This window comes from Mumia sp., from assembly GCF_028803055.1.
GTDB lineage: Bacteria > Actinomycetota > Actinomycetes > Propionibacteriales > Nocardioidaceae > Mumia.
In genome coordinates this window covers 1-12,708 of the sequence record NZ_JARBCJ010000094.1, presented here as the reverse complement: position 1 = coordinate 12,708, position 12,708 = coordinate 1, and the positions used below count along the sequence as shown (strand labels likewise).

14 protein-coding genes are annotated in these 12,708 nt (G+C 71.1%); 10 read left to right on the top strand and 4 right to left on the bottom strand.

Features of this window, described 5'->3' with window-relative positions:
* Both PV363_RS10525 and PV363_RS10520 read left to right on the top strand, forming a co-directional pair.
* Positions 1 to 914 (top strand): CBS domain-containing protein (locus PV363_RS10525; protein WP_301022298.1); only part of this gene is annotated, 914 nt, incomplete at its 5' end.
* Positions 911 to 1,930, top strand: coding sequence for a CNNM domain-containing protein (locus PV363_RS10520; protein ID WP_220346167.1), 1,020 nt, complete (start codon positions 911 to 913; stop codon positions 1,928 to 1,930). The genes PV363_RS10525 and PV363_RS10520, both read left to right, overlap by 4 nt.
* A gap of 9 nt (positions 1,931 to 1,939) precedes the next feature.
* Here the strand turns inward: PV363_RS10520 and PV363_RS10515 are convergent, their stop codons facing one another.
* Positions 1,940 to 2,968, bottom strand: a complete 1,029-nt coding sequence (locus tag PV363_RS10515) for a hypothetical protein (protein WP_220346168.1) — start codon at positions 2,966 to 2,968, stop codon at positions 1,940 to 1,942.
* A gap of 73 nt (positions 2,969 to 3,041) precedes the next feature.
* On the opposite strand from PV363_RS10515, the gene PV363_RS10510 reads away from it, so the two are divergent.
* The 5 genes from PV363_RS10510 to PV363_RS10490 all read left to right on the top strand — a co-directional run bounded on the left by PV363_RS10510 (position 3,042) and on the right by PV363_RS10490 (position 6,826).
* On the top strand, positions 3,042 to 3,650 hold the full coding sequence (locus tag PV363_RS10510; protein ID WP_220346169.1) for a TetR/AcrR family transcriptional regulator: 609 nt from the start codon (positions 3,042 to 3,044) through the stop codon (positions 3,648 to 3,650).
* Positions 3,651 to 3,717: 67 nt separating this feature from the next.
* Positions 3,718 to 4,530, top strand: coding sequence for an HAD-IIA family hydrolase (locus PV363_RS10505; protein ID WP_301022297.1), 813 nt, complete (start codon positions 3,718 to 3,720; stop codon positions 4,528 to 4,530).
* Complete coding sequence (gene mgrA, locus PV363_RS10500) at positions 4,523 to 5,596, top strand: L-glyceraldehyde 3-phosphate reductase (RefSeq protein WP_220343573.1); 1,074 nt, start codon at positions 4,523 to 4,525, stop codon at positions 5,594 to 5,596. Before PV363_RS10505 ends, mgrA begins: the two co-directional genes overlap by 8 nt.
* A gap of 62 nt (positions 5,597 to 5,658) precedes the next feature.
* Entirely contained in the window at positions 5,659 to 6,615 is a 957-nt protein-coding gene (locus PV363_RS10495) for an NAD(P)-dependent oxidoreductase (protein WP_308289427.1), read from the top strand.
* The gene (locus tag PV363_RS10490; RefSeq protein ID WP_220346171.1) at positions 6,608 to 6,826 is read left to right on the top strand and encodes a hypothetical protein; all 219 of its coding nucleotides are present in this window, start codon (positions 6,608 to 6,610) and stop codon (positions 6,824 to 6,826) included. Before PV363_RS10495 ends, PV363_RS10490 begins: the two co-directional genes overlap by 8 nt.
* Before the next feature lie 17 nt (positions 6,827 to 6,843).
* Here the strand turns inward: PV363_RS10490 and mscL are convergent, their stop codons facing one another.
* From mscL to PV363_RS10475, 3 genes are all read right to left on the bottom strand, one after another.
* On the bottom strand, positions 6,844 to 7,299 hold the full coding sequence (gene mscL / locus PV363_RS10485) for a large conductance mechanosensitive channel protein MscL (RefSeq protein ID WP_255560606.1): 456 nt from the start codon (positions 7,297 to 7,299) through the stop codon (positions 6,844 to 6,846).
* Between the two features lie 80 nt (positions 7,300 to 7,379).
* On the bottom strand, positions 7,380 to 8,003 hold the full coding sequence (locus PV363_RS10480; RefSeq protein ID WP_220343576.1) for an SAF domain-containing protein: 624 nt from the start codon (positions 8,001 to 8,003) through the stop codon (positions 7,380 to 7,382).
* Positions 8,004 to 8,112: 109 nt separating this feature from the next.
* Positions 8,113 to 8,448 carry an FmdB family zinc ribbon protein gene (locus PV363_RS10475; RefSeq protein WP_301022295.1) on the bottom strand — a complete coding sequence of 112 codons (336 nt, stop codon included), beginning with the start codon at positions 8,446 to 8,448 and terminating at the stop codon, positions 8,113 to 8,115.
* A 145-nt stretch (positions 8,449 to 8,593) separates the two neighbouring features.
* Between PV363_RS10475 and PV363_RS10470 the strand changes: the two genes are divergently transcribed.
* The 3 genes from PV363_RS10470 to PV363_RS10460 all read left to right on the top strand — a co-directional run.
* Entirely contained in the window at positions 8,594 to 9,958 is a 1,365-nt protein-coding gene (locus PV363_RS10470; RefSeq protein ID WP_220343578.1) for a hemolysin family protein, read from the top strand.
* A complete protein-coding gene (locus tag PV363_RS10465) occupies positions 9,955 to 11,013 on the top strand; it encodes a hemolysin family protein (RefSeq protein WP_220343579.1) in 1,059 nt (352 codons plus the stop codon). The genes PV363_RS10470 and PV363_RS10465 overlap by 4 nt, the downstream gene beginning before the upstream one ends.
* A 16-nt stretch (positions 11,014 to 11,029) precedes the next feature.
* Positions 11,030 to 12,708, top strand: a 1,679-nt coding sequence (locus PV363_RS10460) for a penicillin acylase family protein (protein WP_301022294.1), incomplete at its 3' end; no start/stop codon positions are given.

The window sequence follows — 12,708 nt, the reverse complement described above, 5'->3', positions numbered from 1 at the left end:
TCTTCGGCTGGCTCATCGCCGTCTTCGACCGCGCGTCCAACCTGCTGCTGCGGGCCCTGCGCATCGAGCCGGTGCACGACGTCGAGCACGCGGCGACCGTACGAGACCTCGCGCACATCGTGGCCGACTCCCGCGAGTCCGGTGACCTCTCGCCCCACCTGTCGGTCCTGCTCGACCGCATCCTCGACTTCCCTCACCGCGATGCCGAGCACGCGATGATCCCGCGCTCGCGTGTCGACACCTTGGGCCCGTCCGCCTCCCTGGCGGAGGTGCGCGCGAGGATGAGCCACGGACACTCCCGCTACCCCGTTCTCGGCGCGGACCAGGACGTCTTGGGTGTCGTCCACCTCGAGGACCTGCTCGTGCGCGACCGGGAGGATGCCCGGGCGAGCGCCGCAGACCTGATGCGCCGGCCACTGTTCGTGCCGACCTCCATGACGCTGCCCAACGTGCTCGACACCATGGTCGAGGGGAGCGAGCAGCTGGTGTGCGTGCTCGACGAGTACGGCGGCTTCGTCGGCGTCCTCACCTCCGAGGACCTCGCCGAGGAGCTGGTCGGAGAGATCGCCGACGAGCACGACCCCGTGGACGTCTTCGTCGAGTCCGTCGGTGACGGCATCTGGGTCACGGCCGGGGACCTGCCGCTGGACGAGCTGGCACGTCTCGTCGACCACGTCGTCCCCGATGGCGACTTCGAGACTGTCGCCGGCCTCGCGATCGCCTACCGAGGCGCGTTCCCCGAGGTTGGAGACTCGGTCGACGTGGTCCTGCCGCCAGACCCCGCCGAGCTCGCTCTCGACGACGACCCGCCGCGTGCTGTCCTGCGCCTGGTGGTGCTCGACGTCGGGCGCCACGTCCCGTCCCGACTGCGCGTGCAGGTGCTCGCGCCTCGTACGCCGGAGGTCGACCGATGAGCAGCCAACCCTGGGTCGTCGTGGCGGCGACCGTCGTCATCATCGCCCTCAGTGCGTTCTTCGTGGCGGTCGAGTTCGCTCTGCTGGCGGCCAAGCGGCACCGACTCGAGGATGCGGCGGCATCCAGCAGGTCGGCGCGCGCCGCCCTGCGCAGCTCCGCCGAGCTCACGATCGTCCTGGCGGGCTCGCAGCTCGGGATCACCGCGTGCACGTTGGCGCTCGGCGCCGTCACCAAGCCGGCCGTCCACCACGCGATCACCCCGGTGCTCGAGGCGTGGGGCATGCCCTTGTGGACCGCCGACGTCGCCTCCTTCGTGCTGGCGCTGGTGGTCGTGACGTTCCTCCACCTCGTCGTCGGCGAGATGGCCCCGAAGTCGTGGGCGATCGCGCACCCGGAACGCTCGGCGATCGCGCTGGCGATCCCCATGCGTGCGTTCATGACCGTCTTCCGACCCGTGCTGATCGGGCTCAACGCACTGGCCAACCGGTGCGTGCGAGCCGTGGGCGTCGAGCCGGTCGACGAGGCGGCCTCCGGTCAGGACCCGCGCGCACTGCGCCAGCTGCTCGAGCACTCGGCGAACGTCGGTGCGCTCGACGCGTCGTACTCGGCCCAGCTGTCGGGCGCCCTGGACCTCGACTCGACGACCCTCGGAGACCTGGTGCGCGACGCCGGCTCGACACCCACCTCCGTGCCGCGGGGAGCGACCGTCGCCGACGTGCAGGACGCCACCCGGCGGTCGGGGCACCTGCGCCTGCTCCTCGGTGACGGCGCAGACCTGCGTGAGGTCGTGCACGTCCGCGACACGTTGGACCTGCCGGCGGACGCTCCGGCCGCTCCGGTCGCTCGGCCGGTCCTCGCGCTGGCGGCGACGACGCCGCTGTCTCGAGCGCTGGCGCAGATGCGCGAGGGGCGCAACCACCTGGTGGTCGTGACGGGGCCGGACGAGAGCGCCGTCGGTGTCATCACCCTCGCCGACGTCCTCCGGATGCTGTTCCCAGGGACCGCGGTGGCGTGAGCGTCACCGTCACCGGACGCCGAAGACGCGGACCATCAGCGGGGTGTCCGCCCAGACGTGCGGGGCGACCGCGTGGTACGCCCACGCATGCACCCAGACGTTGCCCGTCCGTACGGTGAGCAGCGCCTTGAACATGCCGGGCAGCAGGTACTGGAGGACCAGGAGAGCCACGGACAGGACCGCCGCCGTGACCGACCGGTAGTCGGTCCAGCCGTCGAAGGCGTGGAGCGCGGCGTACGCCAGACCTCCGCAGACGACGGCGGTGGCGGCTGAGCCGCTCGCCCTCAGGACGAGGGGCACCACCAGCGCGGTGACCATCACCAAGGTCGGGAGCACCGTCCCCAGGAACGAGACGATCAGGGCGATCACGGATCCGACCGCCATCTGCCGGCCGGTGAGCGCGAAGAACGCGGCCCCGAACACGAGCATCTGGAACGCCGACTCCCAGACGAGGACGATCAGCACCACCCGGACGTCCGTCCGGCGGTCGTGGGAGTGGAACCACCGACGATCGAGCGATCCGCGCCGGGCGAACCACCAGAGCGGGACGACGACGTACGCAGTCACGTTGAACGTCACCCACGCCAGCACCGACCCCACCGTGGGTGTGGCGTCGCTGCTGTGGATCGATCCCGCCAGGTGGGAGCTGATCGCCGTGCCTCCGATCTGCTCGCCGAGCACGGCGCCGACGATCTGAGCGACGACGGCGTACCCGGCGAGGAGCAGAAGATCGCCACGTGCCCGCGCTCGACCGGCCATGTCGCCGCGACCGGCCATCAGCCGGCCGGGGTGGCGCCGCGTGAGAAGGACGACGACGACGGAGAGAAGGGCGAGGTCGACCGCCACCACCGTCGTCGCGGTCAGCCTTTCGGCGGTGCTCCACGGCGCGTGGTGCCCGTCCCCCAGAGGGAGAGGGTCCCCTCCGAGCAGCACCAGGACCACCGCCGAGGCGATCCAGGCGGCCGCGGCAGCAGCGATCCACCGTCGGGGGTGGGTGAACACCCCAGGAGCCGGTGGGGCTGAGGTTTCCTGGCTCATCGGAGTCTCCCCGGCAACGTAGTAGTACGACCGTGCTAGATCCTGACCATCACAGGTGTGCTAGAAAATGTCAATGCCGAGGACCATCGACAGGCGGGAGCGTCACCACGCGCTGGGGCGAGCGGTGTGGCGGGTGATCGTGCGCGACGGCCTCGACCACGCGTCGGTGCGCAACGTCGCCGCCGAGGCAGGCCTGTCGACAGGGTCGCTCCGGCACTCGTTCGGATCTCACTCCGAGCTGCTCGGGTTCGCGCTCGAGCTGGTGGGTGACCGCATCGAGCGACGCATCGTCGGCGTCGACAGGAGTGTGGGCCCGCAGGTCTTCGTTCCGGCGATGATCGAGGAGATGCTGCCGCTCGACGACGAGCGCCGGGCCGAGTGCACGGTCTGGATCGCCTTCGCCGTCCGGTCGCTGACCGACCAGCACCTCGCGGAGCAGCGGGCCCTGACCAACCGCCGGCTGGAGCAGGCATTCGGATCGATGGTCGACCACCTGGCCGGTGCCGGCCTGCTCGGCGCGGGGCGCGACCCTGCCCTGGAGGCCGAGCGGCTCTCCGCGCTCGTCGACGGGCTGATCGTGCACGGGCTCCTCGCGACGACCGACGACGCAGGACGGATGTCGCGGGCGGTCGTACGCGCGCACCTCGCCGATCTCGCCACACCCCCCGCTGCGACACCGTGAGCTCCTCCTCGTCGCGGGGAGCCGCGTCTGGGTCGCTCGCCCTGGTCCGGACGGCGATACTTCGGCCATGACCGAGAACCGGCCCGTCACGACGTGGCTCACCGACATGGACGGCGTCCTCGTCCGCGAGGAGGACGCGATCCCAGGCGCTGCGGAGTTCCTCCGCCGGCTCACCGAGTCGGGCTGCAAGTTCCTCGTGCTCACCAACAACTCGATCTTCACCCCTCGGGATCTGAGTGCGCGTCTCCGCGCGTCAGGGCTGGAAGTGCCAGAGGAATTCATCTGGACCTCTGCGCTCGCGACCGCCAAGTTCCTCTCCGACCAGCGCCCGGGCGGCAGCGCGTACGTCGTCGGCGAGGCGGGCATGACCACGGCGCTGCACGAGGTCGGCTACGTGCTGACCCGGTCGCGCCCCGACTACGTGGTCCTCGGCGAGACGCGCACGTACTCCTTCGAGGCCATCACCGCCGCCATCCAGCTGATCGTCAAGGGCGCTCGCTTCATCGCCACGAACCCCGACTCCACCGGCCCGTCGCCGGCCGGCCCGCTCCCGGCGACCGGGTCCGTCGCTGCCCTGATCACCCGCGCGACCGGTGTGGCTCCGTACTTCGTCGGCAAGCCGAACCCGCTGATGATGCGCAACGCCCTCAACCGCATCGAGGCTCACTCCGAGACCACGGTCATGGTCGGCGACAGGATGGATACCGATGTGGTGTCGGGGATCGAGGCCGGCCTGCGAACCGTCCTCGTCCTCACCGGCTCGACCCGTCAGGAGCACATCGAGCGTTTCCCGTACCGTCCGACACGCGTCGTCGAGTCGATCGCCGACCTCGTCGACGACGTCGTCCCGCCCCCCAACGACCGGAGTGACCATGAGTGAGCGACGCACGATCCTGGACCCGCACGACCTCTACCGCGCGTCGGACGACCGCTACGCCGGCCCCGACGACGGCGGGCTCGCGTCGTTCCGCCGCTGCGGACGCTCGGGCCTCCAGCTGCCGGCGGTCTCGCTGGGCCTGTGGCACAACTTCGGTGACGACAAGCCGCTGGCCACCCAACGGGCGATCCTTCGCCGTGCCTTCGACCTCGGCGTGACGCACTTCGACCTCGCCAACAACTACGGACCCCCGTACGGCGCGGCGGAGAAGAACTTCGGGCGGATCCTCGCCGAGGACTTCGCGCCGTACCGCAACGAGCTCGTGATCTCGACCAAGGCAGGCTGGGACATGTGGCCCGGACCGTACGGGTTCCTCGGCTCCAGGAAGTACCTCCTCTCCAGCCTCGACGACTCCCTGCAGCGGATGGGTCTCGACCACGTCGACATCTTCTACAGCCACCGCTTCGACCCGCACACCCCGCTGGAGGAGACCATGGGGGCGCTCGACGCCGCGGTCCGTGCCGGCAAGGCGCGCTACGTCGGGATCAGCTCGTACGGCCCGGAGCGCACCCGCGAGGCGGTCGAGATCCTCCGCGGTCTCGGGACCCCGCTGCTCATCCACCAGCCGTCGTACTCGATGCTCAACCGCTGGGTCGAGGACGGGCTCCTCGACGAGCTGGAGGACGCCGGCGTCGGGTGCATCGCCTTCTCGCCCCTCGCGCAGGGGGTCCTGACCAACCGCTACCTCGACGGCGTCCCGGCCGGGTCGAGGGCCGCGGAGGACAAGTCGCTCGACCCGCAGATGATCGAGGAGAACCTCGCCCACGTCCGAGCCCTCGACGGCATCGCCCGGGAGCGGGGCCAGACCCTGGCGCAGATGGCGATCGCGTGGGTGCTCCGGGACTCGCGGGTGACCTCCGCACTCGTCGGCGCGTCCAGCGTGACGCAGCTCGAGGACAGTCTCGGCGCGCTCAAGACGCTCGACTTCGACGACGACGAGATCCGACGGATCGACGAGCACGCGGTGAACGGGAATCTCAACATCTGGGCGGGCTCGAGCGACGCCTGAGCCTCCTGCGGTGACGATCTTCGACACGTCCGTTATCCTTTTGTGATGGAACCCCCCCGTTCGTGGCCCGATCTGCCCCGGACAGCACCTGGAGCAGCACCACGGTGAGAGTCTTCGTCACAGGCGGCACCGGAGTGATGGGTCGCTCCGTGACCGCAGCCCTCCAGGGCGCCGGTCACGAGGTCGTCGCCCTCGCCCGCAGCGATGACAATGCCGCGACCCACCGGGCGCGTGGCATCGCCTCCGTCCGGGCGAGCCTGTTCGACCGCGCTGGTCTCGTCGACGCCATGCGAGGCTGCCAGGCCGTCGCCAACCTCGCCACGCACATGCCCGTCGGCACCACCGGCATCAGGCCCGGTGCGTGGAAGTCGAACGACCGCATCCACGTCGAGGGCTCTCGCAACGTCGCCGAGGCCGCAGCGGAGGCCGGTGTCACGAGACTGGTCCAGGAGAGTGTCTCGTTCGTGTACGCCGACCACGGCAACCGGTTGATCGACGAGGACAGCCCCATCGCCGTGTCGTGCGCCGCGGAGCCCGTCGTCCTTGCCGAGACCCACGCCGACCAGTTCGCGTCAGCGCACCGGGCGGCCGTGGTCCTCCGGTTCGGGACGATCGTCGGCGACGACGCGGTCACCCGGTGGCGTCTGGCCCGCGCGCGCGCCGGCCAGGCGGTCGGCATGGGCAGACCGCAGTCATGGACCCACGTCGTCCACCCTGACGACATCGGGGGCGCGGTGCTCGCCGCCCTCGACGCGCCGTCGGGCACCTACAACGTCGGGGCGGAGCCAGTCCGTCGCAGCGAGCTGGTCGCTGCGTTCGCCGAGGCGGTGGGGCAGGAGCAGGCGGGGTTCTACCGACGCCTCGTGCTCCGTCTCGGCGGGGACCGCCTCGAGTGGCTGACGCGGTCGCAGCGGGTCAGCTCCGAGCGGTTCCATCGCGCGACCGGATGGACACCCGCCCACCCGCGGTTCGACGCCGGGTGGCTCGCACCGATGGTGATGGAGGCCGCGAGTGCCTGAGGACGCCCCTGGTCCTGACCGGACGTCTCCGCAGACGTCCGATGTCCGCACGGCCGAGCAGGCGCGCCAGCGACGTCTCCGAGCAGCCCGCCTGCTCGGAGACATCGTCCCGGCGACGACCCGCGACGAGACCGCCGAGGGATGGAGCGAGCGCGAGGGCGGCCGTGACGAGGAGATGCGCCGAGACGTCCCGCCGCACCACGGCGGCTGACTGACGACCTTCGTCGGTCAGGCGTCGGGCGTGCCGCTCGGGCGGTTGCTCGGTCCGTCACTCGGGCGGTTGCGGCCTTCGCGGCTCAGGCGCAGCTCGTCCCGGATGTCGCGCAGCAGCGCCACGTCCTCGGGCGGGGGCGCGTCGTCGCTCGGCTTGGCGAACCGCTCTCGGAACCTGTTCATCGGCAGCACGATGAGGAAATACAGCACCGCGGCGATGATCAGGAAGTTGATCACCGCGGTGATGAACGCGCCGACGTCGACGAACGTGTCCTTTCCGGAGCCGGTGAGCTGGAAGCCCAGCCCGTTGGCGTCCGTCCCACCGATCGCTGCCAGGAGGGGATCGATGAAGGACGCGGTGAAGGCGGTCACCAGCTGGGTGACGGCTGTGCCCATGACGACCGCGACCGCGAGGTCCACGACGTTGCCGCGCATGATGAACTCTTTGAACCCTGCGACCATCCCGGCCATGCGGAGCCTCCCGTGAATGCGGTGGTGTGACGCACCAACCTCACCACAATCGGCCCCGCTGGGGCGACCCGTCGCGCCCCTCAGACGACCACGGTCACCGACAGGTGCCAGGAGACGCCGGCACCGGAGAGCGTCCGCGCGGTCGTCGCATCCACGGCGAGGACCAGCACGGCGCGGTCGTCGCCCTCGGCCGCGGGGAGCGCTGCGACCTGCGCTCTCCGGGCGAGCACTCGTGGCGGCGCGCTGCCGCGGGGGTCGGTGCCCACCACGTCCACGCTGTCGCCCACGCGCACCGGCGTCACCGTCGCCGGGTCAGCGAGCCGCACGCTGACCAGGGCGGTGCCACGACGGTAACCCTCGAGGAGACCAGGCCCGACGACGGAGAACCGGGTGAGGACCGCTCCGTCCGGGACCGGAGCCGCGACCACACGTCCGTGCGCCTCCTCGAGCGACGAGAGCGCCTCGGCAGGCGCGAGGTCGGTGGGCACCGCGACCTGCTCGACCTCGCCAGGGCCCAGCCGGCTCCCGGACCTCAAAGTCTCTGTCGCAACCAGGACCGTCGCGGTCGGACCGGGATCAGGGCGCGCCGCGTGGATGGCCACGAGGACCGACGCCGCCGCGCAGGCAGCCGCGAGAGGGCGGCGGTGAGTCCGGATGCGACGGCGCCACGGTCCCAGGACGTCGAGAAGGCGCGAGGCGGGCATGACCGCACTCTGGCGCGACGACGGTGGCGCCCGTCACCACCGTCCACAGCCGCCGACAGTCGCGCACCCCGTCTCCACAGGGAGACGGGGTGCGGACGAGGCGGTCGGGTCAGGCGGTCGTCTTGGCGGGGCTGGTGGTCGACGACGAGGTGCTCGACGAGGAGGTGCTCGACGAGGACGCGGTGTCGGTCGTGGTGCTGGACGACGAGCCGCTTCCCCCGTCGCTCGACGAGGACGACGGTGTCGCCGGTGAGGCGCTCGAGGAGGTCGAGCGGCTGTCGTTGCGGTAGAACCCGCTGCCCTTGAAGACGACACCCACCGCGTTGAACACCTTGCGCAGGCGTCCCTCGCAGGACGGGCACACCGTCAGGGCGTCGTCGGTGAAGCTCTGCTGCACCTCCAGCGGTTCGCCGCAGTCGGTGCACTGGTACTGGTAAGTCGGCACGGTCGTTCCTTCTGGCGCTCGCGCGTACGGCCGCCCCGGGCGGGCAGCCGTACCGATTCCAGCGCCCATTGTGCGGGGCGCCACCTGGGAGAACAACGTCGGCCCCACCTGAGATTCCCTGGCGCCCCGCTACGCTGGTTCTCTGATGACCGAGTGGTTACTCCTTCTCACCTCCTTCCTCCTCATGCTCGCCTGCGGCGTCTTCGTCGCCGCCGAATTCTCCTTCGTCACCGTCGACCGGCCCTCGGTCGAGCGCGCCGCCGCCGCCGGCGACAAGCGGGCCGTGGGTCTGCTCGGCGGGCTTCGGACGCTGTCGACCCAGCTGAGCAGCGCCCAGCTGGGCATCACGATCACCAACCTGGTGATCGGCTTCCTCGCCGAGCCGGCGATCGGCCAGCTCCTGCGCGGGCCGCTCGAGGGAGCGGGGATCACCGGCGGTTCGCTGTCGGCGACGTCCTACCTGGTGGCGCTCCTGCTCAGCACCTTCGTCACGATGCTCGTGGGCGAGCTGATCCCCAAGAACCTCGCGCTCACCGCGCCGATGGCCACCGCTCGTGCCGTGCAAGGCCTTCAGCGCGGGTTCACGACCGCGATGGCGCTGCCCATCCGCGCTCTGAACGGGTCCGCCAACGCGCTGCTCCGCAGCATCGGCATCGAGCCGCAGGAGGAGTTGCGGTCGGCGCGCTCGCCGTACGAGCTCAGCTCGCTGGTGCGGCGGTCGGCCGACGAGGGCGCGCTGGACCGTCCGACGGCCGACCTGGTCGCCCGGTCGATCGAGTTCGGTGACCGCACGGCCGCCGACGTCCGGACGCCACGGGTCCGGGTGAAGTTCCTCGACCGCCGCGACACCGCGCAGGACCTCGTCGACGCCGTGCGGTCCTCAGGGCACTCGCGCTTCCCGGTGATCGGCGAGAACCTCGACGACCTCGTCGGCGTCGTCCACGTCAAGGACGCGGTCTCCGTACCCCCCGACCGACGGCGCACGGTCCGCCTCGCGGAGCTCGCGTCGCCCGCACTGACGGTCCCGGACTCGATCGAGCTGGATCCGCTGCTGGTCCTGCTGCGCGAGCAGCGGCTCCAGATCGCGGTCGTGCTCGACGAGTACGGCGGGACCGACGGCGTCGTGACGCTGGAGGACCTCGTCGAGGAGCTCGTCGGCGACATCTCCGACGAGCACGACCGCGCGTCGGCGCAGCTGCGGTCACGGCCCGACGGCACCTGGGTGCTGTCGGGGATGCTGCGTCCCGACGAGGTGCGCGCGCAGACCGGCGTGCCGTTGCCGGAGGGCGACGACTACGAGACGGTCGCCGGCCTGATCGTGCAGCACCTCGGCCGACTGGCGACGGTCGGTGACGTGGTCTCGCTCGTGGTGCCCGTGGTCGCGGGCGAGCAGGTGACCACCGTCGCGGTCCGGCTGCGGGTCGACCGGATGGACGGTCGTCGGATCGACCGCGTCATCCTCGTCGTCGACGCGGACCCGGTCGACGACGACGAGGAGGACGGCCGATGAACCCCCTGCTCGCGATCCTCCTCGTCATCGTGCTGCTCGCCCTCAACGCGCTCTTCGTCGCCGCCGAGTTCGCGTTGATCTCCGCGCGCCGCACCCAGCTGGAGCCGAAGGCGCGCGCGGGCTCGAGACCCGCCAGGCTGGCGATCCGCGCGATGCAGCGGGTCAGCCTCGCGATGGCCGCCGCGCAGCTCGGCATCACGCTCTGCTCCCTCGGGCTCGGTGCCGTCGGCGAGCCCGCCATCGCGCACCTGTTCGAGCCGCTCTTCGAGGCGCTCGCCGTACCCCACGCGCTCGTCCACCCGATCTCTTTCGTGATCGCGATGGCGATCGTCACCTACCTGCACGTCGTGCTGGGCGAGATGGTCCCGAAGAACATCGCACTGGCCGGTCCCGACCGGGCCGTGCTGTGGCTCGGACCGTTCATGCTCGGGATGATCTGGTTGCTGAAGCCGTTCGTCGTCGCGCTGAACGCGATCGCCAACGGTGCCGTCCGCCTGGCCCGTCTCGAGCCGAAGGACGAGGTCGGCAGCACCTTCACCTCCGACGAGGTCGCCGGTCTGATCGACGAGTCGCACCGCGAGGGTCTGCTCGACTCCGAGGAGTACGAGCTGGTGTCCGGAGCGCTCGGCTTCGAGGCGGGCACGGTGGAGCGGGTCCTGCTGCCACGCGGCGAGCTCGTCGCGGTCCCGGTCGGGGCGACCCGCGCCGACGTCGAGGAGGCCTGCGCCCGGACGGGCTACTCGCGCTTCCCGGTGACCGACTCCCACGACGCGCTCGTCGGCTACCTGCACATCAAGGACGCGCTCGAGGTCTCGGAGGCGACACGCCCGATCCCGGCGAAGTGGATCCGCCCGCTCGGCTCCGTACGCCGAGGGTCGCGGCTCTACGACGCTCTCCGCCTGATGCAGCAGAGAGGCGCCCACATGGCCCGTGTGGTGGGCGACGACGGCGCCGAGCTGGGGGTCGTGATGCTCGAGGACGTCCTCGAGGAGCTGGTCGGAGAAGTCCGCGCCGAGGTCCGTGACCCGTCCCGCCGTGCCGGCGGAGGGACGTGAGCGGCACAATGCACAGGTGCGTGCCCTGGCCCTGCGACTCCGTCCTGTCCTGACCCGGCGCCTCGTCGTGGTCGTCGCGATCGTCCTCGCGGTCGCTCTCGTCGCGATGGCGGCGGTCGCCGTGGTGACCGTGCGTCGGCCGTTCCCCGACCGCACCGGTTCCGTCCAGATCCCCGGGCTGAGTGCCGAGGTGGAGGTCCTGCGTGACGACCGCGGCATCCCGCAGGTCTATGCCGACACCGCCGAGGACCTGTTCCTGGCGCAGGGCTACGTCCACGCGCAGGACCGCTTCTTCGAGATGGACTTCCGTCGCCACGTCACGGCCGGCCGGCTTGCCGAGCTCTTCGGCGAGTCGGCTCTCGAGACCGACAAGGTCGTACGGACGATGGGCTGGCGGCGGGTCGCCGAGCAGGAGCTCGCCAAGGTGTCGCCGTCGACGCGTCGCTACCTCGAGGCGTACGCCCGTGGTGTCAACGCCTACGTCGGCGATCGCGAGCCCGCGGCGCTGGGCCTCGAGTACTCCGTCCTCGCGCTCACCGGTCCCGACTACGAGCCGGAGCCGTGGACACCGGTCGACTCGCTGGCCTGGCTCAAGGCGATGGCGTGGGACCTGCGCAGCAACATGGGCGACGAGATCGACCGGGTGCTCTCGACCGAGAAGCTGACCCGTTCGCAGGTCGACACCCTCTATCCGGGCTTCCCGTTCCGCCGGCACGACCCGATCGTGACCCGGGGGACGGTGGACGGTGACGCGTTCGACCAGTCGGCTGGTCGCCGACGCAACGCCGACACCGACCGCGCGGAGGCGGCTCCGGACAGCGCGGACGCGGTGGCGGCCGTCGACGAGTCGTCGTCGGTCTCCCCCGCACTCGACGCCGACGGCCTGAAGGACCTCGTCGGGTCGATGCGGGGTGTCTCCCAGGTCGCCGCGGGCCTTCCGACGTTGCTCGGCTTCGGGGAGGGGACCGGCTCCAACGCGTGGGCGGTCTCCGGCGAGCGCAGCGCGACGGGCCAGCCGATCCTGGCCAACGACCCCCACCTGGCGCCGAGCATGCCCGGCATCTGGCACCAGATGGGCCTGCACTGCCGCGTGGTCGACGACGACTGCCCGTTCGACGTCGCCGGATTCACGTTCTCCGGCATGCCAGGGGTGGTGATCGGCCACAACGCCGACATCGCCTGGGGGTTCACCACGATGTACGCCGACGTCACCGACCTCTACGTCGAGCGGATCGAGGGTGACCGCTATCTGTACGACGGCACGTGGCGTCCGCTGATCCGCCGGACGGAGACGTTCGAGGTCGCGGGCCAGGACGAGCCGGAGACGATCACCGTCCGCGAGACCCGGCACGGCCCTGTCCTCTCCGACGTCGACGAGACGCTCGAGGACGTCGCCGAGCGGGAGGGAGGCGGGACGGAGTTCGGCGTCTCGCTGCAGTGGACCGCCCTCACACCGGGACGCACCATGGACGCCGTCTTCGGCATCGGCAAGGCCAGCGACTGGGCAGGCTTCCGCAAGGCCGCTCGCCACTTCGCCGTGCCGTCGCAGAACCTCGTCTACGCCGACCGCTCGGGCAACATCGGCTACCAGGCGCCGGGCTCGATCCCGATCCGGGCGCGCGGCGACGGTCGGTGGCCGGTCCCGGGCTGGGACCGGACGTACCGCTGGAAGGGCTTCATCCCGTACGCCGAGCT